This window comes from Pseudomonas sp. JV414, from assembly GCF_032424305.1.
Classification (GTDB): domain Bacteria; phylum Pseudomonadota; class Gammaproteobacteria; order Pseudomonadales; family Pseudomonadaceae; genus Aquipseudomonas; species Aquipseudomonas lini.
In genome coordinates this window covers 199,993-220,039 of sequence record NZ_VYKC01000004.1, presented here as the reverse complement: position 1 = coordinate 220,039, position 20,047 = coordinate 199,993, and the positions used below count along the sequence as shown (strand labels likewise).

Genomic DNA, 20,047 nt, shown 5'->3' with positions numbered 1-20,047 from the left:
GTATTTTTGAAACTTCAACTTCCAATGGGTCCTAAAACGACATGGCAAACCCGGACGCCCTGAGTCAGCAGCGAGCTTCTAGTCGCCTGCTGCAACCGACCGTCAAATCGCATCTGGCCTACACACTGTTGTGTGCCTTGGTCATGATGGTCATGTTCAGCCTGCTGCGCGTAGCGCTGTTGGTCTACAACAGCTCGATGATCCTCGACACACCGGCTTCGACCTTTCTGGAAGCGTTCGCCAACGGCCTGCGTTTCGATTTGCGTCTGGTGGTTTACCTCTGCATCCCGCTGCTGCTGGCATTGTTCAGCGCCCGGGCCATGGCTGCCCGCGGGTTCTTTCGGCTGTGGCTGACCGTTGTCTCGAGTATCGCGCTGTTCCTCGGCCTGATGGAGATGGACTTTTACCGCGAGTTCCACCAGCGCCTCAACGGCCTGGTCTTCCAGTACGTGAAAGAAGACCCGAAAACCGTGATGAGCATGCTCTGGTACGGTTTTCCGGTGGTTCGCTACCTGTTGGCCTGGGCCGTGGGCACGTTGATTCTGACCCTCGCGTTCAAGGGCGCCGACCGCGCCACGCGTCCTCGCGGGCCGTTCAGCGGAGGCAGCATTAGTACGCGGCAGGTCGCTCCGTGGTATGCGCGTGGCATCGTGTTCGTGGTCTGTCTGCTGGTCTGCGTGGTCGCCGCTCGTGGCACCCTGCGTCAGGGGCCGCCAATGCGTTGGGGTGACGTTTACACCACCGACTCCAATTTCGCCAACCAGTTGGGCCTCAATGGCACGCTGTCGCTGGTCGCGGCGGCGAAGAGCCGGTTGTCCGAACATCGCGACAATGTCTGGAAGGCCACACTGCCACAGCCTGTGGCCCAGCAAACCGTGCGCGATATGTTGCTGACCCCGAGCGACAAGCTGGTCGATCCCGAGACCGCTGCGGTGCGTCGCACCTACAGCCCCGATACCAACAAGACACTGCCGATCAAGAACGTCGTGGTGATCCTGATGGAAAGCTTCGCCGGTCACTCGGTGGGCGCTCTGGGGCGTCCGGGTGAAATCACGCCGTACTTCGACAAACTGTCGAAAGAAGGCCTGTTGTTCGACCGTTTCTTCTCCAACGGCACCCATACCCATCAGGGCATGTTCGCCACCATGGCCTGCTTCCCGAACTTGCCGGGTTTCGAATACCTGATGCAGACGCCTGAAGGCAGCCACAAACTGTCCGGCCTGCCGCAGTTGCTCAGTGCCCGTGACTACGACGATGTATACGTCTACAACGGCGACTTCGCCTGGGACAACCAGTCGGGCTTCTTCAGCAACCAGGGCATGACCAATTTCATCGGGCGTAATGACTTCGTCAACCCGGTGTTCTCCGATCCGACCTGGGGCGTGTCCGACCAGGACATGTTCAACCGTGGCCTGGAAGAATTGAAGGCCCGCGACGGCAAGGACAAAAAGCCGTTCTATGCCTTGCTGCAAACGCTGTCCAACCACACGCCGTATGCTTTGCCGACGCCATTGCCGGTTGCGCCTGTGACCGATCGCGGCAGCCTTAACGAGCACTTGACCGCCATGCGCTACTCCGACTGGGCGTTGGGTCAATTCTTCGAACAGGCCCGCAAAGAGCCGTACTTCAAGGAAACCCTGTTCGTGGTTGTCGGCGATCACGGTTTTGGCAATGAACAGCAAATTACCCAAATGGACCTGGGTCGCTTCAACGTTCCAATGCTGTTGATCGGGCCGGGCGTGCAGGAAAAATTCGGTCAGGTCGACCACACCGTGGGCACTCAGATCGATATCGTGCCGACCATCATGGGCCGTGTCGGTGGCGATGTGGTTCATCAATGCTGGGGTCGCGACTTGCTGAACCTGCCGGAAGGCGACAAGGGCTTTGGCATGATCAAACCGTCGGGCAGCGATCAGACGGTGGCGTTGCTCACTGCGGATCGCGTGCTGGTACTGCCCAAAGAGATGCCGCCGAAGTTGTATCGATATGAACTGGGCGCCAACCCGAAAGGTGAAGTGATCCCGGCTTCGGCGGACGAAGCGGCGCTCAAGCAGAAGCTCGAGTCGTTCATCCAGACGGCCTCAAAAAGCCTGATCGATAACACCGCCGGTGTGGTTGACGGCAAGCCGGACCTGTAGGAGCCAGGCTTGCCGGCGAAGGCGTCCTTAAGGGTGCCTTCGCCAGTAAGTCGGATCACCGACCGCTGGCGCATACGAAAAGAGGCCCTTCGCAGGGCCTCTTTTTTTTGCCGGCAAAACCTTTATATCTTGCCAAGTAGCAGCAGGATCAACAGCACCACCAACACTACGCCGATGATACCGGACGGGCCGTAACCCCAACTTCTGGAGTGCGGGAAGACCGGCAAGCCACCTATCAACAACAGGATAAGAATAACGATAAGAATTGTGCCCATGTCTGTTTCCTTGTTGGAAGCGTTGTGGATTGACCTAGGGTTTAGCCATCAGCTGGACTTGTATTAATCCTAGCTGCTTACAAAATCCGACTCATGGATATGAAGAAAAATTCCAGGTTTTTTTAATGTATTTGGAAAGTATGTTTATTTCTTTTACTGCGTCTCAAAGTTGAAACAACCAGACCGCGCCGTGGTTCATTGCTGGCCATTCAGCAATCTGATGGAGCGTGGGTTGCGCATTATCCTTCGCTACACTCGGTGCATCTTCCCCGGAACAACAAGGCTGTTTGCTATGCAAAATCGCATGATGATCACTGGCGCGGGCTCAGGCCTGGGTCGCGAAATCGCGCTGCGCTGGGCGCGTGAAGGCTGGCAGCTGGCCTTGTCGGATGTCAGTGAACCCGGTTTGCAAGAAACCCTGAAACTGGTTCGCGAAGCCGGCGGTGACGGTTTCATCCAGCGTTGCGATGTGCGCGACTACAGCCAGCTGACGGCTTTTGCCCAAGCCTGTGAAGAGAAGTTCGGCGGCATCGACGTCATCGTCAACAACGCCGGCGTGGCCTCGGGCGGGTTCTTCAGTGAACTGTCGCTGGAGGATTGGGACTGGCAGATCGCGATCAACCTGATGGGCGTGGTCAAGGGCTGCAAGGCCTTCCTGCCGCTGCTGGAGAAAAGCAAAGGCAAGATCATCAACATCGCCTCGATGGCGGCACTGATGCAAGGTCCGGCCATGAGCAACTACAACGTGGCCAAGGCGGGTGTGGTGGCTTTGTCCGAGAGTCTGTTGATCGAACTGGCCCACGAGGAAGTCAGCGTGCATGTCGTTTGCCCGTCGTTTTTCCAGACCAACTTGTTGGACTCCTTCCGCGGCCCGACCCCGGCCATGAAAGCCCAGGTCGGCAAGTTGCTGGAAAGTTCGCCGATCACCGCCGCTGACATTGCCGATTACATCTATCAGCAGGTCGCCGCCGGCGAATTCTTGATTCTGCCTCACGAACAGGGCCGCATGGCCTGGGCGATCAAGCAAAAAGACCCGCAAGTGCTCTACAACGAAATGACCGTGATGGCCGACAAAATGCGCGCCAAGGCCAAACAATCCGCAGGCTGAACTTGCCCGTGCGCAATACCGTCGTTAGGGTGGCCGCAACCGGCCATCCTCACGAGACACCTGCATGATCAATTACCTGTGGTTTTTCCTCGCCGCGCTGTTCGAAATCGCCGGCTGCTTCGCCTTCTGGATGTGGTTGCGCCAGGGTAGAAGCGCTTGGTGGATTATCCCGGCGTTGCTCAGCCTGATCTTGTTCGCGGTGCTGCTGACCCGGGTCGAAGCGAGCTATGCCGGCCGCGCCTATGCCGCCTACGGGGGCATCTACATCATTGCGTCGATTGGCTGGCTGGCGGTGGTCGAGCGGATTCGTCCACTGGGCTCGGACTGGATTGGTGTGGCGCTGTGTGTGATCGGCGCCACGGTCATCTTGTTCGGCCCGCGTCTCTCCGCTTCCTGAAGGATCGGTCCTTCATTCAACCGGTTTGTCGGATGGGTCCGTCAGGGCGAAGCATCCTGCGCTGTAGGGCGAGACTGTTTTGCTGCCGTTGCATTGAACACCCGCTACGCGCCGGGCATCTTCAAGGGCCGGAAACCCTGAAGGATGAATGCCATGCTTGTACTCAGTCGCGTTGTGGGCGAGTTGATTTCCATTGGTGACAACATCACCGTGCGGGTTCTCGCCGTTAACGGAAGCAGCGTGCGCTTCGGTGTTGAAGCGCCACAGCAGGTCAACGTACATCGCGCCGAAGTCTATGAGCGCATCCAGATCAAACAGGCCAAAGCCAAAGCTCGTTAAGGGCCTCAGTCGAACAGATGCTTGGGCACGTCGTGCTTGAGCATCAACTGGCATTGCTCGCTTTCCGGATCGAAGACGATCAGCGCCTGTCCCTTGGTCAATGCCTGGCGAACACGCAAGACGCGGGTTTCCAGCGGTGTGTCATCGCCGTTGTCCGTGCCGTCGCGGGTCACGAAATCCTCGATCAGGCGGGTCAGGGTGTCGACTTCAAGTTGGTCGTGGGGGATCAGCATAAGGCACCTCGGCTAGACAATGGCGCGATGCTACGGCGGTTATGAACGCATCACCAGTAGGAGCTGCCGAAGGCTGCGATCTTTTGATCTTTGCGCCAGATGCATCGCTGCAGATCAAGATCAAAAGATCGCAGCCTGCGGCAGCTCCTACAATTTTGCGTTCGCTTCAGCTATCTGTGCGCTGTCCGACGAGGCTATCGACCGACGGCACCCGCGTATCGCTCTCCATCTGCGTCTCGTGTTCGATCTGGTGACTGAACCGGTCCAGCGATCCCTTGGCCGGTTGTGCATCGCTGGCGAACACCGGCGGGCTGAGGATGTAGGCGCCGAGCAGGCGGCTGAGGGCGGCGAGGCTGTCGATGTGGGTGCGCTCGTAACCGTGGGTGGCATCGCAACCGAAGGCCAGCAGGGCGGTGCGAATGTCGTGGCCCGCCGTGACGGCCGAATGCGCATCGCTGAAGTAATAGCGGAACAAGTCACGGCGCGCCGGCAGTTCGTTGTCGCTGGCCAGGCGCAGTAGATGGCGCGACAGGTGATAGTCATAAGGCCCGCCAGAATCCTGCATTGCCACACTCACCGCGTGTTCGCTGGAATGCTGGCCGGGCGCGACCGGCGCGATGTCGATGCCGACGAATTCGCTGACATCCCAAGGCAAGGCCGCCGCCGCACCGCTGCCGGTTTCTTCGGTGATGGTGAACAGCGGATGGCAGTCGATCATCAACTCTTCGCCGCTGTCGACAATCGCTTTCAGCGCCGCCAGCAGGGCGGCAACGCCGGCCTTGTCATCGAGGTGGCGGGCGCTGATGTGGCCGCTTTCGGTGAACTCCGGCAACGGGTCGAAGGCGACGAAATCACCGACGCTGATCCCCAGCGAATCGCAATCGGCGCGGGTCGCGCAGTATGCGTCCAGGCGCAACTCGATGTGATCCCAGCTGATCGGCATTTCATCCACGGCAGTATTGAACGCGTGCCCGGAAGCCATCAGCGGCAACACGCTGCCGCGGATCACACCGTTGTCGGTGAACAGACTGACGCGGCTGCCCTCGGCAAAACGGCTGGACCAGCAACCGACCGGCGCCAGGGTCAGGCGACCGTTGTCCTTGATTGCGCGAACCGCTGCGCCAATGGTGTCCAGGTGAGCGGAGACCGCGCGGTCCGGGCTGTTTTTCTTGCCCTTGAGGGTGGCGCGGATGGTGCCGCGACGAGTCATCTCAAAGGGAATGCCCAACTCTTCGAGACGCTCGGCGACGTAACGCACGATGGTATCGGTGAACCCGGTGGGGCTGGGAATGGCGAGCATTTCCAGCAGGACTTTTTGCAGGTAATTGAGGTCCGGTTCGGGAATTTTGCTGGTCATGGAAACTCCTGATGAAGTGAGAGCTGATCGTTCCCACGCTCCGCGTGGGAATGCAGCCAGGGACGCTCTGCGTCCGAGGAGTCATTCCCACGCGGGAGCGTGGGAATGATCATGAATGGGAAGAATCTTTGGTGTCTGTTCCGCCGCCATCGCGGGCAAGCCACGCTCCCACAGTTGACCGCGTACCCTGTGGGAGCGGGCTTGCCCGCGATGGCGTCAGTTCAGGCGACACACCTTTATGAAACCGCCGGCTGACTATGCGGAAACAACAAATCCACAAACCGCTCGGCCGTCGGCTGCGGTTCATGGTTGGCCAGCCCGGCGCGCTCATTGGCTTCGATAAACACATACTCCGGCTGGTCAGCGGCCGGCACCATCAGGTCGAGCCCGACCATCGGAATATCCAGCGCCCGCGCCGCGCGCACGGCCGCGTCCACCAAGGTCGGATGCAGAATCGCCGTGACATCTTCAAGAATGCCGCCGGTATGAAGATTCGCCGTGCGCCGTACGAACAGATGTTCACCCGCCGGCAGAATGCTGCTGTAGTCATAACCCGCCGCCTGCAAGGTGCGCTGGGTCTCATGGTCTTGCGGGATTTTGCTTTCACCGCTGGTCGCCGCCTGACGGCGACGGCTCTGGGCTTCGATCAGCGCACCAATGGAATGCTGACCATCGCCCACCACTTCCGCCGGCCGGCGAATGGCGGCCGCGACCACTTCGAAGCCGATCACCAGAACTCGCAAGTCGAGGCCTTCGTGAAAACTTTCCAGCAGCACTCGATTGTCGAATGCGCGGGCGTTTTCGATGGCCTGCTGAACCTCTTCGATGGTGCGTAAATCCACCGCCACCCCTTGGCCCTGTTCACCGTCCAGCGGTTTGACCACCACCCGTTCGTGCTCGTCGAGAAATGCCAGGTTGTCGTCCGCGCTCCCCGCCAGTTGTTGGGCGGGCAGTTTTAGACCGGCGTTTTTCAGCACCTTGTGGGTCAGGCTTTTGTCCTGACACAACGTCATGCTGATGGCGCTGGTCAGATCGCTCAGGGATTCGCGGCAACGTACCCGACGACCGCCGTGAATCAGGGTGAACAGACCGGCTTGCGCGTCATCCACCTGCACATCAATGCCGCGCCGATGAGCCTCCTCAACGATGATTCGCGCATACGGATTGAACTCCGCTTCCGGGCCGGGGCCGAGAAACAACGGCTGGTTGATGCCGTTTTTGCGCTTGATGGCGAAGGTCGACAAGTTGCGAAAACCGAGCTTGGCGTAAAGGCTTTTCGCCTGACGGTTGTTGTGCAGCACAGACAGGTCCAGGTAACTCAGGCCACGGCTCATGAAGTGTTCGATCAAGTGCCGCACCAGCACTTCACCGACGCCTGGGCGGGAACATTGCGGATCCACCGCCAGGCACCACAGGCTGCTGCCATTTTCCGGGTCGTTGAAGGCCTTGTGATGATTCAGGCCCATGACGCTGCCGATGATCGCGCCGCTGTCCTCATCTTCGGCCAGCCAGTAAACCGGGCCGCCTTGGTGATGAGGCGTCAGCAAACTCGCATCAATCGGCAGCATGCCGCGCGCCTGATACAGCTGATTGACGGCCTGCCAGTCCGCTTCGCTTTGCGCCCGACGGATGCGAAAACCGCGAAACACCCGGGTGGACTGACGATAATCGCTGAACCACAGGCGCAAGGTGTCGGAAGGGTCGAGGAACAGTTGGGCCGGCTCCAGCCCCAGCACTTGCTGGGGCGCGGCAACGTACAAGGCGATGTCCCGCTCACCGGGCTGCTCATTGAGCAGCTCTAGGGCAAGGCTCGCGGCATCGGGAAAGGTATGGCCGATCAGCAACCGGCCCCAGCCGCAATGCACCGCGATTGGCGCGGCGCCCAATTCACTGCCGTCTTCGGCCAGGCGCGCCTGCAAGCGTTCGTAGGAGGGCGCCTGACCGCGCAACAAGCGTTGGCTATAAGCCGTAGCGTGAGGTTTCATCGATCAGATTCCTTGTTCACTGAGCCACAGGTTCAGAGCTGCCAATTGCCACAGCTTGGAGCCGCGCAACGGGGTCAGTTGACCTTGCGGATCGGTCAGCAGGCGGTCGAGCATGGCGGGGTTGAACAGGCCACGATCCTGACTCGGATCGAGCAGCAGTTCACGCACCCAGTTCAGCGTGTCGCCCTGCAAATGCTTGAGGCCGGGGACCGGGAAGTAACCCTTTTTGCGGTCGATCACTTCACTCGGAATGACCAGCCGCGCCGCTTCTTTCAAGACTTGCTTGCCGCCATCCGGCAGTTTGAATTTGCCCGGCACCCGCGCCGACAATTCCACCAGGCGATAGTCGAGAAACGGCGTGCGCGCTTCCAGCCCCCAGGCCATGGTCATGTTGTCGACCCGTTTGACTGGGTCATCCACCAGCATCACGGTGCTGTCCAGACGCAGGGCTTTGTCTACGGCTGCGTCGGCACCGGGCTGAGCGAAATGTTCCTTCACGAAGTCGCCGGCCGCGTCGTTGGCCGTCAGCCATTTCGGCTGCACCGTGGCGGCGTAGTCGGCGTAGCTGCGGTCGAAAAACGCATCGCGATACGCCGCGTACGGATCGCTCGCACCGTCCACTTGCGGATACCAGTGATACCCGGCGAACAACTCGTCCGCGCCTTGGCCGCTTTGCACCACCTTGCAGTGCTTGGCCACTTCGCGCGACAGCAGATAGAACGCGATACAGTCATGGCTGACCATCGGCTCGCTCATGGCGCGGAACGCCGCGGGTAGTTGCTCGATGATTTCTTTTTCGTCGATGCGCAGTTGGTGATGTTGGGTGCCGTAGTGCTTGGCGATCAGGTCCGAATACTGAAACTCGTCACCGCGCTCGCCGCCGGCATCCTGGAAACCGATGGAGAAGGTCGACAGGTTTTCAACGCCGACTTCGCGCAACAGGCCTACCAACAGACTCGAATCGACACCGCCGGAAAGCAGCACGCCGACATCCACGGCCGCCCGTTGACGAATCGCCACCGCATCACGGGTGCTGTCGAGCACACGGTCGCGCCAGTCTTCGAGGGTCAGGTTCAGTTCGTCGGCATTTGGGCCGTAGGGCAGGGTCCACCAGGTTTTCTGCTCGGTGGTGCCGTCTGCTTCGATGCGCATCCAGCTTGCCGGGGGCAGCTTTTCGATGCCCGCCAGCAAGGTGCGCGGGGCCGGGACCACGGCGTGGAAATTCAGATAATGATTGAGCGCCACCGGGTCGAGGATCGGGTTGATGTCGCCGCCCTTGAGCAATGCTGGCAGGGCCGAGGCAAAGCGCAGGCGTTGACCGGTGCGCGACAGATACAACGGCTTCACGCCGAGACGGTCGCGGGCAATGAACAAACGCTTGGCGTCGCGCTCCCAAATGGCGAAGGCGAACATGCCGTTGAGTTTGGGCAACAAGGCTTCGCCCCAGGCGTGATAACCCTTGAGCAGCACTTCGGTGTCGCCGCCGGAATAGAAGGCGTAACCGAGGCTTTCCAGTTCGGTGCGCAGTTCCGGGAAGTTGTAGATCGCGCCGTTGAAGGCCAGGGACAGGCCCAGTGAGTTGTCGATCATCGGCTGTGCCGAGCCGTCCGACAGGTCCATGATTTTCAGGCGCCGATGGCCCAGGGCAATCGGCCCCTGGCTGTGGAAGCCCCACGCATCAGGGCCGCGAGGGGCCAGGTGATGGGTGATTCGTTCAATGGCTGCGAGGTCCGCAGGTTGATGGTCGAAACGTAATTCTCCAGCTAATCCGCACATAAGTCCTTACCGGTTTTTCCGTTGGGGAGGGTCAATCGATACCCGCCAAAAACGGCGGGTACTCAGAAACTGACCCAGGTGAATCCCTGGAGTTTTAGACCGATAAGTTATAAGGCTGTGGGTCAGGCTTTTCCGCGGATCAACTGGCGCAAGGCAAAACGGTTGGGATGGCAGGCTTCGGCCACTGTTTTTGGCAGCGGCAACGGCTCGTTTTCAAGCCATGCCGCCAACAGCTCGCCAGACAGTGGCGCGGTGATCAAGCCGCGAGAACCGTGACCGCTGTTGACGTAAAACCCCTCGAGCCATGGGCAGGGAACATCGGGCACTTGCCGGGCATCTTTGCTTAGCGCGACATAGGCCTCGGCGAAGGCGGCCTGTTCGGCCAACGGTCCGACGATCGGCAAGTAGTCGGGGCTGGTGCAGCGGAAGGCCGCGCGCCCTTCAAGCTGTTGCGGGTCCAGGTCTGGAACATGCAGACGGGCGACCAGATCAGTGGAGATTTCCTCGAGCAACGCCAGGTTGCCGAGGTGTTCGGCGACGGTCGGGGTCAGCTCATCGCTTTTGAAATCGAAGCTGGCGCCGAGTGTGTGTTCGCCCAGGCGTGCGGGTGCTACATAACCTTCAGCGCAGACGACGGTCGCCAGGCTCTGGCTTTCAGGGGTTTGCGCCAGCCGGGTGATTTGCCCGCGAATGCGTTTGAGGGGCAGGTCGGCGCTGTATGGAAAACGCTTGATCTCGGCGGCGCCGGCCAGAATTACCACGGGCGCGCTAGCCAGCAGTGCATCACCATCCCAAGCCTGCCATTGATCATCGACCTTGCGCAGTTCCAGCACCTCGCAATGGGGCAGCCACTGGATGTTCGTGGAGGACGCTTGCCACTGGCACAACGCGGGCGGATGAACCCAGCCACCTTCAGGGTAGAACAAGCCGCCGTGCGCCAGTTCGATACCGGCTCGGGCCTGGGCCTGGGATTGATCGAGCAGGTGCACCAGGCTCGGTGAAAAGGCCGCGGCCAATTGCGCCTGACGCTCGGCTTCCTTGGCATTGAAGGCCAGTTGCAAGACCCCGCAATCGTCCCAGTCGACACCACGTTGCAGCTGTTCCAGCAGACGTCGGGTGTAGCCAAAACCGCTGACGATCAATTGCGATAACGCCGTGCCATGGGCCGAAAGCTTGAGGTACAGCACGCCCTGAGGATTGCCCGAGGCTTCCTGCGCCAGTGCTTCGTGACGGTCCAGCAAACTCACTTGCCAACCCCGCGCGGCGAGGCTGGCGGCACTGGCGCAACCGGCCAGACCGGCGCCGATCACCAAAGCGCGGCGTTCGCCGGTAAGCGGTTGTGGGCGAGCGAACCATGGTTTTGTCGCGGCTGGTTTAGCGGTCTCTTCGGGCCAACCGAGGAACGTGCCCCGCAGAATTTCCCACTTGTGGCCGATGCCTGGCGTGCGCTTCATCTTGAAGCCCGCCGCGTTCAGCAGGCGGCGCACCCAGCCGGTGCTGGTGAAGGTGCTGATGGTCGAGCCGGGCGCCGCCAGGCGAGCCAATTCGGCAAACAATTCGGCGGTCCACATGTCGGGGTTTCTCGCTGGAGCGAAACCGTCGAGAAACCAGGCGTCGATCTGCGCATCCAGTTGCGGCAACTGCTCAAGTGCATCGCCGATCAGCAAGGTCAGGGTAACGCGGCCGTTGTCCAGCACCAGACGCTGAAAGCCTTGATGGATCGCCACGTATTGCGCCAGCAATTGATCGGCAAACGGCTTGAGCTCCGGCCATAAGGCCAAGGCTCGTTGCAGATCGGGCGCGCTCAGCGGGTATTTTTCGACGCTGACAAAATGCAGTCGCGCACCGGCCACCGCGTGCTGTTCGAACAACTGCCAGGCACAGAGAAAATTCAGCCCGGTGCCGAAACCGGTCTCGCCAATCACCAGTCGACCACCCGCCGGCAAGGCGGCGAAGCGGTCGCGCAAAACGTTTTGCTCCAGAAACACGTAGCGGGTTTCTTCAAGGCCCGACAGGTCGGAAAAATACACATCATCGAACACCCGCGAACGCGGGCGACCTTGGTCGTCCCAGTCGAGCTGGGCGTGGGGCAATACAGGTTTCATGGCAGGCTCGGTAACGGCAAGGTGGCCATTCTAGCCGATCGCCGCAGTGGCGCTTGATCCATGGCAAGGCACCGAGCCAACCGCCTGCTCAAAATGGTGGGTTACCGCAAAAGATCGCAGCCTTCGGCAGCTCCTACATGGGATCGACGTACACCTGTAGGAGCTGCCGAAGGCTGCGATCTTTTGATCTTTTTTGCTGCTAGTCTTGCTCAATCCTGGAAGGAGCCGCTCCATGTTCGAATCTGCTGAAATCGGTCATGTCATCGACAAAGAAACCTATGAAGCCGAAGTGCCAGCGTTGCGTGAAGCCTTGCTCGAAGCGCAGTTCGAACTTCGCCAGCAACAGCGCTTTCCGGTGATCATTTTGATCAACGGCATCGAAGGGGCCGGCAAGGGCGAGACGGTCAAGTTGCTCAATGAGTGGATGGACCCGCGCTCGATCGAGGTCCGCACCTTCGACCAGCAGACCGACGAAGAACTGGCGCGACCGCCGGCCTGGCGCTACTGGCGGATGTTCCCGGCCAAGGGGCGCATGGGGATTTTCTTCGGCAACTGGTATAGCCAGATGTTGCAGGGACGGGTTCATGGTTTGTTCAAGGATCCGCGACTCGATCAAAGCATCAACGGGGCCGAACGGCTGGAGAAGATGCTGTGTGACGAAGGCGCGCTGATCTTCAAGTTCTGGTTTCATCTCTCCAAAAAACAAATGAAAGCGCGGCTCAAGGCGCTGGCCGACGACCCGTTGCACAGCTGGCGCATTAGCCCGCTGGACTGGCAACAATCCGCGACCTACGACAAATTCGTGAAGTACGGCGAACGGGTGCTGCGCCGCACCAGCCGCGACTATGCGCCGTGGCATGTGATCGCCGGCGTGGACGCGCGCTATCGGAGCCTGACGGTCGGCAAGATCTTGCTCGAGGGCCTGCAGAGCGCGCTGAAGAGACCGAGGATTCACCCGCACAAAGTCAGTGCAGCGCCCTTGTTCCCCAGTGTCGATAAAGTGAATCTGCTCGACAGCCTGGACTTGACCCTGCAGCTGGACAAGGATGATTACGAAGAGCAACTGATTACCGAGCAGGCACGATTTTCCGGGCTGATGCGCGACAAGCGCATGCGTCGGCACGCGTTGATCGCGGTGTTCGAAGGCAACGACGCGGCAGGCAAGGGCGGGGCAATCCGGCGGGTGGCCGCGGCGCTCGACCCGCGCCAGTACGACATCGTGCCGATCGCCGCGCCCACCGAGGAAGAACGGGCGCAGCCGTATCTCTGGCGGTTCTGGCGGCATATTCCGGCCCGGGGAAAATTCACTGTGTTCGACCGTTCCTGGTATGGCCGGGTGTTGGTGGAGCGCATCGAAGGCTTTTGCAGCAAGGCGGACTGGATGCGCGCCTATGGCGAGATCAACGACTTTGAAGAGCAGATCGCCGATGCCGGAGTGATCGTGGTCAAGTTTTGGCTGGCCATCGACAAACAGACTCAGATGGAGCGTTTCCAGGAGCGCAAAGAGATCCCCTTCAAGCGCTTCAAAATCACTGAAGACGACTGGCGCAATCGCGACAAATGGGACGACTATCGCGCCGCTGTCGGCGATATGGTCGATCGAACCAGCACCGAGATATCGCCCTGGACCCTGGTGGAAGCCAACGACAAGCGCTGGGCACGGGTCAAGGTCCTGCGCACCATTAACCAGGCGCTGGAAGAGGCCTTCGAAAAGTCCGACAAACGCGAGAAGAAACTGCAAAAGCGCAAGCGCTGAACCGATGGCTACGCATACGCGGGGTGAATGATTGTCGCGGTCGGTCATGGGGTGGACTTATGCTCGGTCCAACTCCTGACTGACAACAACAATGAGGTGTATGCCATGCGTGAAGTGGTGATCGTCGACAGCGTACGGACCGGCCTGGCCAAATCCTTTCGCGGCAAGTTCAACATGACCCGTCCGGACGACATGGCGGCCCACTGTGTCAATGCGCTGCTCACGCGCAATGACGTCGACCCGGCCAGCGTCGAGGATTGCATCGTCGGCGCCGGCTCCAACGAAGGCGCCCAGGGCTTCAACATTGGCCGCAACGTCGCGGTGCTGTCGCACCTGGGCATCGGGACGGGAGGCATGACCCTTAACCGCTTCTGTTCGTCGGGCTTACAGGCCATCGCCATTGCCGCCAATCAGATCGCTTCGGGGTGCAGCGACATCATTGTCGCTGGCGGCGTCGAGTCGATCAGCCTGACCATGAAAAGCGTCAACACCGACAACCTGATCAACCCGCTGCTGAAAGAGCAGGTGCCGGGTATTTATTTCCCCATGGGCCAGACCGCCGAGATCGTCGCGCGTCGTTACGATGTCAGTCGCCAAGAGCAGGATTTATACGCTCTGCAAAGTCAGCAGCGTACCGCGCTGGCTCAGGCCGCCGGGTTGTTCAACGATGAAATCGTGCCGATGGCGGTGAAGTATCGCGTTGAGGACAAGGTCACCGGCCAGGTGCAGATCCTCGACGGCATCGTCGATCATGACGACTGCAATCGCCCGGACACGACTCTGCAAAGCCTGGCCGGGTTGAAACCGGTGTTTGCCGAAGACGGCTCAGTGACCGCCGGCAACTCGTCGCAACTGTCCGACGGCGCTTCGATGACCCTGGTGATGAGCCTGGAGAAAGCTCTGGCGCTGGGGCTCAAGCCCAAAGCCTTCTTCCGCGGTTTTGCCGTGGCCGGGTGCCAGCCGGACGAGATGGGCATCGGCCCGGTGTTTTCGGTGCCGAAGTTGCTCAAGGCCAAGGGGTTGCAGGTTACCGACATTGATCTGTGGGAGCTCAACGAAGCGTTCGCCTCGCAATGCCTGTACAGCCGCGATCGGCTGGAAATCGACAACGACAAATACAACGTCAACGGCGGCTCGATTGCCATCGGCCACCCGTTCGGCATGACCGGTTCGCGTCAGGTCGGGCACATCGTGCGTGAGCTGCAGCGGCGCAACCTGCGTTACGGCATCGTCACCATGTGCGTGGGGGGCGGGATGGGGGCTACGGGGTTGTTTGAGGCGGTGCGTTAGACCTTAAGTGTTTTGTAGCCTGATCAACCGCATTCGCGAGCAAGCCCGCTCCCACATTTGACCGAGTTCCAACGTTGGACACGGTTAAATGTGGGAGCGGGCTTGCTCGCGAATGCAGGCGGCGCGGTTTATTCGCTCATGCTCATGACCTGCATCCGCTCGATATACGCGTGAATCTCGCGCTCCGCTGCCTCCCGGTTTTCAAACGGCCCCTCCAAAGTGAGTTCCCGTGTGGTGAAATACAGCTCTCCATTCACACGACACAACCGGTCACAACGAAAGTGGGTGGCGGGGGCGTTGTCTTGGGCGCGCATGCCGTACATGAGCGATCTCCTGCGGATGACAGTTTCAATGAGCTTATGCATGAACCACTTGTCGCGCCTGGCCACCTGATCGACGGCATATCGTCAACTTTACGGTGCGACCTGCACAGTTTCATTCGCGGCCCGTTGGCAACTGTCCCTGTGTCGCGCCCCGGTCTGAGCCTAGAATGACCGTTTTCGCCAATCGGCTTTGGGGTCAGCATGCATATTTCATCGGGTCGCTGGGTTTATGGGCTGTGCCTGGCCTTGCTGACTGCGTTGCTGTGGGGAATCCTGCCGATCAAGCTCAAGCAAGTGCTGCTGGTGATGGACCCGGTGACGGTGACCTGGTTTCGCCTGCTGGTGTCCGGCGGTTGCCTGTTCATTTATCTGGCGGCGACCAAACGCCTGCCGAGTCGTAAAGTCCTCGGCCCGCGCGGTGGCTGGCTGGTGTTGATGGCGGTACTCGGACTGGTCGGCAACTACGTGCTGTACCTGATGGGCCTGAACCTGCTCAGCCCCGGCACCGCGCAACTGGTGGTGCAAATGGGCCCGATCATGTTGCTGATTGCCAGTCTGTTCGTGTTCAAGGAACGGTTTAGCGTGGGGCAGGGGATTGGCCTGTTGGTGCTGCTGATCGGCTTTGCGCTCTTCTTCAATCAGCGCTTGAGTGAGTTGCTCACCTCCCTGACCGATTACACCGCCGGTGTGCTGATGGTGCTGCTGGCGTCCACGGTCTGGACCTTCTATGCCTTGGGCCAGAAGCAGTTGCTCACGGTGTGGAATTCGTTGCAGGTGATGATGGTGATTTACCTGTTCTGCGCGCTGTTGCTGACGCCATGGGTGCATCCGCTGGAGGCGCTGCAATTGAGTCCGCTGCAAGGCTGGTTGTTGTTGGCGTGCTGTTTGAACACGCTGATCGCTTATGGCGCCTTCGCTGAAGCCCTGGCCCATTGGGAAGCCTCACGGGTCAGTGCGACGCTGGCGATCACGCCGCTGGTGACCTTTGGCGCCGTGGCCGTGGCCGCGTGGTTATGGCCGGAGTATGTGCATGCCGAACAGATCAATGGCCTGGGTTACGGCGGGGCGGTGTTGGTGGTGCTCGGGTCGGCGTTGGTGGCTTTGGGGCCATCGTTGGTGGCCGGGCTCAGGGCTCGACGGGTGCGGATGGCGGCCAGTTAGACCGCGTTATCGTTCTTCGCGGGCAAGCCACGCTCCCACAGGTTTTGTGTCGATCACAGTATCCGTGAGCAACCCAAAACCTGTGGGAGCGGGCTTGCCCGCGATGACTGACTGTCCGCTACAGAACTCAGCCCTTGGCACCGGCCTCCAACATATCCTCCGGCCTCACCCAGGCATCAAACTCTTCATCCGTCAGATACCCCAGCTGCAACGCCGCCTCGCGCAAGGTCAGCCCCTCGCTGTAAGCCTTCTTGGCAATCTCCGCCGATTTGTCGTAGCCGATGTGCGGGTTCAGCGCCGTCACCAGCATCAAACCTTGTTCCAGATGCTCGGCCATTTTTTGCGCATCCGGTTCCAGCCCGGCGATGCAATGCTGCTGGAAGTTACTGCAGCCATCGCCCAGCAAGCGGATCGATTGCAGCAGGTTGTGGATGATCACCGGTTTGAACACGTTCAATTGCAGGTGGCCCTGACTGGCGGCAAAACCGATGGCAACGTCATTGCCCAATACCTGACAGGCCAGCATCGACAGCGCTTCGCACTGAGTCGGGTTGACCTTGCCGGGCATGATCGAACTGCCCGGCTCATTGGCCGGCAGTTTCACTTCGGCAAACCCCGCTCGCGGCCCGGAGCCCAGCAGGCGCAGGTCGTTGGCGATTTTCATCAGGGTCACGGCAAGGGTTTTCAGTGCGCCGGAGAGGGTGACCAACGGCTCGTGGCCGGCCAGGGCGGCAAATTTATTGGGGGCCGTAACGAACGGCAGGCCGGAGAGGGCGGCCAGTTCGGAGGCGATCGCTTCGCCAAAACCGTGGGGCGAGTTCAATCCGGTGCCGACCGCAGTGCCGCCCTGAGCCAGTTCACAGACGGCCGGTAGCGCGCTGCGGATCGCCCGCTCGGCGTAATCCAGTTGCGCGATGAACGCCGAGAGTTCCTGGCCGAAGGTAATTGGCGTGGCGTCCATCATATGGGTACGACCGGTCTTGACCAGTTTCATGTGCCGTGCGGACAGCTCCGCCAACCCGCCGGACAACTCGCTGATCGCCGGCAGCAAATGCTGCTGCACCGCCTGAACCGTCGCGATGTGCATGGCCGTGGGGAAGCAATCGTTGGAACTCTGGGAGCGGTTGACGTGATCGTTGGGGTGTACCGGGGCCTTGCCACCGCGGGGGTTGCCGGCCAGTTCGTTGGCGCGACCGGCGATCACTTCGTTGACGTTCATATTGCTTTGGGTACCGCTGCCGGTCTGCCAGACCACCAGCGGGAACTGCTCGTCATGGTTGCCGTCGAGCACTTCGTCGGCGGCCTGTTCGATCAGCCGGGCGATGTCGGCGGGCAGGTCGCCATTGCGATCGTTGACGCGCGCCGCGGCTTTCTTGATCAGGGCCAGGGCGTGTAGCACCGCCAGCGGCATGCGTTCGTTGCCGATGGCGAAGTTGATCAGCGAGCGTTGCGTCTGAGCGCCCCAGTAAGCGTCATCCGGGACTTCCACCTGGCCCAGGCTGTCGGTTTCGATACGGCTCATCATGCACACTCCTGTAGGTCTGATAGCGCAGTTTAGGCCTTGATCACCGGCTGTGGTTCCATCAGTCTGGAATTTGACCGTTCAACCCCTCTAAATCAGGCGCGACAAGGCTTGGGGTTGAGTGACACACTTTTTTAGGTGCAGAATGGACGCCCTTGAGGTTTTGCCTCGCCTGCTAGAAAAGGAAACTCGATGACTCGTCTTCGTGCCATCTGTACCGCGGTTGCACTGGTTTGCGCCAGCGGCCAGGTTTTTGCCGATACCGCCAGCCACAACGCCAGTGCCGAAGCTTTCCTGACCCTGGCGCACGCTGACAAATTGGGCACTCCGGTGTACATGCAAGTGCAGCAAATGTTCGCTCAGCGCTTTGAACAGACCAAAGCCCCTGAATCGAAAAAAGCCGTTCTGGAAACTTACCAGGCCAAGGCTAACGCCGCTCTGGATCAAGCCATTGGCTGGAAAAAGCTGAAGCCGGACATGGTCAAGCTTTACACCACCAATTTCAGCGAATCCGAGCTCAAGGATCTGGTTGCGTTCTACCAGTCGCCACTGGGCAAGAAAGTCCTGGAAAAAATGCCGCAGCTGACTCAGCAATCGGCCCAGATGACTCAAGCCAAGCTGGAAAGCGCGGTGCCTGTGGTCAACAAACTGCTGGCTGACATGACGGCCGAGCTGGAGCCTAAGGGCGCCGCTCCTGCCAAGAAAAAGCCTTAAGCGGAGTTCGGGATGACCATGCAACAACGCATCGAATCGACGCTTGGGCTGCTACAGCCCGAGCATCTGCAAGTGCTGGATGAAAGCCACATGCACAGCCGTGGGTTGCAGACCCACTTCAAGGCGGTGGTGGTCAGCCAGCAGTTCGAGGGCCTCAATCGCGTCAAGCGTCACCAGAAGGTGTACGGCACTTTGGGCGAACTGATGGGCGAGTTCCATGCGTTGGCGCTGCATACCTACACGCCGCAAGAATGGGCACAGATCGACGCGGCCCCGGCCTCGCCGACCTGTGCTGGCGGCAGCAAACATTAATGTGAAGCGCTGAAGGGCTGTTGTGGCGAGGGGGCTTGCCCCCGTTCGGCTGCGAAGCAGTCGTAAAACCGGCACGCTCGATTTGTCTGATACACGAGGTGGCGTCTGTTTTTTAGGGGCCGCTTCGCGCCCCAACGGGGGCAAGCCCCCTCGCCACAATGGTTTGTGCCAAGCTTTAAGATCGCAATCCTAAAGCCATACGATTTTTGCTAGAATCCGCAACGCGCCGCTCACCCGGCGCGTTTTTTTTCGCATCCGGTTCACCCCTTACGAGGGTAGCCACCTGGAGAATTACCCATGACACAACAGATTGTCGTGGCGGCACTGTATAAGTTCGTCACCCTGGAAGATTACGTCACCCTGCGCGAGCCGCTGCTGCAAGCAATGGTCGACAACGGCATCAAAGGCACGCTGCTGATCGCCGAAGAAGGCATCAACGGCACCGTGTCCGGCAGCCGCGAAGGCATCGACGGGCTGATGGCCTGGCTCAAGAACGACCCACGAATGGACGACATCGACCACAAAGAGTCGTACTGCGACGATCAGCCGTTCTATCGCACCAAAGTCAAACTCAAGAAAGAAATCGTCACCCTCGGCGTCGAAGGCGTGGACCCGAATAAAAGTGTCGGCACCTACGTGGATCCACAGAACTGGAACGCACTGATCAGCGATCCGGAAGTACTGCTGATCGACACCCGCAACGACTATGAAGTCTCGATCGGCACCTTCGAAGGCGCCATCGATCCGAAGACCACCAGTTTTCGCGAATTCCCCGACTACATCAAAGCCAATTTCGACCCGGCCGTGCACAAGAAAGTCGCGATGTTTTGCACCGGCGGTATTCGCTGCGAGAAGGCCTCGAGCTACATGCTCAGTCAGGGTTTCGACGAGGTCTATCACCTCAAGGGCGGCATCCTGAAGTACCTCGAAGAGGTGCCGCAGGAAGAAACCAAATGGCAGGGCGACTGCTTCGTGTTCGATAACCGCGTGACCGTGCGCCACGACCTCAGCGAAGGCGACTACGATCAATGTCATGCCTGTCGTACGCCCATCAGCGTGGAAGACCGTGCATCCGAGCATTATGTGGCCGGCATCAGTTGCCCGCATTGCTGGGATAAGCTGAGCGAGAAAACCCGTCGCAGTGCCATCGACCGGCAGAAGCAGATCGAACTGGCCAAGGCGCGCAACATGCCGCACCCGATCGGTTACAACTACAAGCAAACTCCTTCCGAGGCTTGAACCATGTCTGCACGTCG

The 20,047-nt window shown here is 60.0% G+C and carries 18 protein-coding genes; 10 read left to right on the top strand and 8 right to left on the bottom strand.

Features of this window, described 5'->3' with window-relative positions:
- The first annotated feature begins 41 nt into the window (after window positions 1-41).
- Complete coding sequence (locus F6R97_RS08140) at window positions 42-2,138, top strand: LTA synthase family protein (protein WP_038982134.1); 2,097 nt, start codon at window positions 42-44, stop codon at window positions 2,136-2,138.
- Window positions 2,139-2,260: 122 nt separating this feature from the next.
- Here the strand turns inward: F6R97_RS08140 and F6R97_RS08135 are convergent, their stop codons facing one another.
- Entirely contained in the window at window positions 2,261-2,413 is a 153-nt protein-coding gene (locus tag F6R97_RS08135) for a DUF3309 family protein (protein ID WP_008012020.1), read from the bottom strand.
- Window positions 2,414-2,705: 292 nt separating this feature from the next.
- Between F6R97_RS08135 and F6R97_RS08130 the strand changes: the two genes are divergently transcribed.
- The 3 genes from F6R97_RS08130 (at window position 2,706) to csrA (ending at window position 4,257) form a co-directional block, all read left to right on the top strand.
- Window positions 2,706-3,521, top strand: coding sequence for an SDR family oxidoreductase (locus F6R97_RS08130; protein WP_315866376.1), 816 nt, complete (start codon window positions 2,706-2,708; stop codon window positions 3,519-3,521).
- A gap of 64 nt (window positions 3,522-3,585) precedes the next feature.
- Window positions 3,586-3,918, top strand: a complete 333-nt coding sequence (locus F6R97_RS08125; RefSeq protein ID WP_048395854.1) for a YnfA family protein — start codon at window positions 3,586-3,588, stop codon at window positions 3,916-3,918.
- A 153-nt stretch (window positions 3,919-4,071) separates the two neighbouring features.
- Window positions 4,072-4,257, top strand: coding sequence for a carbon storage regulator CsrA (gene csrA, locus F6R97_RS08120; RefSeq protein WP_030132007.1), 186 nt, complete (start codon window positions 4,072-4,074; stop codon window positions 4,255-4,257).
- Window positions 4,258-4,262: 5 nt separating this feature from the next.
- Here csrA and F6R97_RS08115 read toward each other — a convergent pair whose 3' ends face one another.
- From F6R97_RS08115 to mnmC, 5 genes are all read right to left on the bottom strand, one after another.
- Window positions 4,263-4,490, bottom strand: a complete 228-nt coding sequence (locus F6R97_RS08115; protein WP_003199186.1) for a YheU family protein — start codon at window positions 4,488-4,490, stop codon at window positions 4,263-4,265.
- Between the two features lie 166 nt (window positions 4,491-4,656).
- Window positions 4,657-5,847, bottom strand: coding sequence for an osmoprotectant NAGGN system M42 family peptidase (locus F6R97_RS08110; protein WP_048395858.1), 1,191 nt, complete (start codon window positions 5,845-5,847; stop codon window positions 4,657-4,659).
- 236 nt (window positions 5,848-6,083) lie between these two features.
- Entirely contained in the window at window positions 6,084-7,832 is a 1,749-nt protein-coding gene (gene ngg, locus F6R97_RS08105) for an N-acetylglutaminylglutamine synthetase (RefSeq protein WP_315866375.1), read from the bottom strand.
- A 3-nt stretch (window positions 7,833-7,835) separates the two neighbouring features.
- Window positions 7,836-9,608: an N-acetylglutaminylglutamine amidotransferase gene (locus F6R97_RS08100; RefSeq protein ID WP_038982139.1), complete on the bottom strand. Its 1,773-nt coding sequence runs from the start codon at window positions 9,606-9,608 to the stop codon at window positions 7,836-7,838.
- 122 nt (window positions 9,609-9,730) lie between these two features.
- Window positions 9,731-11,713 carry a bifunctional tRNA (5-methylaminomethyl-2-thiouridine)(34)-methyltransferase MnmD/FAD-dependent 5-carboxymethylaminomethyl-2-thiouridine(34) oxidoreductase MnmC gene (gene mnmC / locus F6R97_RS08095; protein WP_315866374.1) on the bottom strand — a complete coding sequence of 661 codons (1,983 nt, stop codon included), beginning with the start codon at window positions 11,711-11,713 and terminating at the stop codon, window positions 9,731-9,733.
- Between the two features lie 232 nt (window positions 11,714-11,945).
- On the opposite strand from mnmC, the gene pap reads away from it, so the two are divergent.
- Both pap and F6R97_RS08085 read left to right on the top strand, forming a co-directional pair.
- Window positions 11,946-13,469 (top strand): polyphosphate:AMP phosphotransferase, encoded by a 1,524-nt coding sequence (gene pap, locus F6R97_RS08090; RefSeq protein WP_315866373.1) that lies wholly within the window; start codon window positions 11,946-11,948, stop codon window positions 13,467-13,469.
- A gap of 105 nt (window positions 13,470-13,574) precedes the next feature.
- Complete coding sequence (locus F6R97_RS08085) at window positions 13,575-14,759, top strand: thiolase family protein (protein ID WP_038982142.1); 1,185 nt, start codon at window positions 13,575-13,577, stop codon at window positions 14,757-14,759.
- 128 nt (window positions 14,760-14,887) lie between these two features.
- Here the strand turns inward: F6R97_RS08085 and F6R97_RS08080 are convergent, their stop codons facing one another.
- Window positions 14,888-15,082 carry a DUF6316 family protein gene (locus tag F6R97_RS08080; protein WP_038982143.1) on the bottom strand — a complete coding sequence of 65 codons (195 nt, stop codon included), beginning with the start codon at window positions 15,080-15,082 and terminating at the stop codon, window positions 14,888-14,890.
- A 201-nt stretch (window positions 15,083-15,283) separates the two neighbouring features.
- Here F6R97_RS08080 and F6R97_RS08075 point away from each other — a divergent pair, with 201 nt between their 5' ends.
- Window positions 15,284-16,243 carry a DMT family transporter gene (locus F6R97_RS08075; protein ID WP_050682110.1) on the top strand — a complete coding sequence of 320 codons (960 nt, stop codon included), beginning with the start codon at window positions 15,284-15,286 and terminating at the stop codon, window positions 16,241-16,243.
- Window positions 16,244-16,370: 127 nt separating this feature from the next.
- Here the strand turns inward: F6R97_RS08075 and F6R97_RS08070 are convergent, their stop codons facing one another.
- Window positions 16,371-17,765, bottom strand: a complete 1,395-nt coding sequence (locus F6R97_RS08070; protein WP_038982145.1) for a class II fumarate hydratase — start codon at window positions 17,763-17,765, stop codon at window positions 16,371-16,373.
- 192 nt (window positions 17,766-17,957) lie between these two features.
- On the opposite strand from F6R97_RS08070, the gene F6R97_RS08065 reads away from it, so the two are divergent.
- The 3 genes from F6R97_RS08065 to F6R97_RS08055 all read left to right on the top strand — a co-directional run bounded on the left by F6R97_RS08065 (window position 17,958) and on the right by F6R97_RS08055 (window position 20,030).
- Complete coding sequence (locus tag F6R97_RS08065; RefSeq protein ID WP_038982146.1) at window positions 17,958-18,479, top strand: DUF2059 domain-containing protein; 522 nt, start codon at window positions 17,958-17,960, stop codon at window positions 18,477-18,479.
- Between the two features lie 12 nt (window positions 18,480-18,491).
- Complete coding sequence (locus F6R97_RS08060; protein ID WP_008005913.1) at window positions 18,492-18,791, top strand: BolA family protein; 300 nt, start codon at window positions 18,492-18,494, stop codon at window positions 18,789-18,791.
- 297 nt (window positions 18,792-19,088) lie between these two features.
- Entirely contained in the window at window positions 19,089-20,030 is a 942-nt protein-coding gene (locus tag F6R97_RS08055) for a rhodanese-related sulfurtransferase (RefSeq protein ID WP_048395873.1), read from the top strand.
- Window positions 20,031-20,047 lie beyond the last annotated feature (17 nt).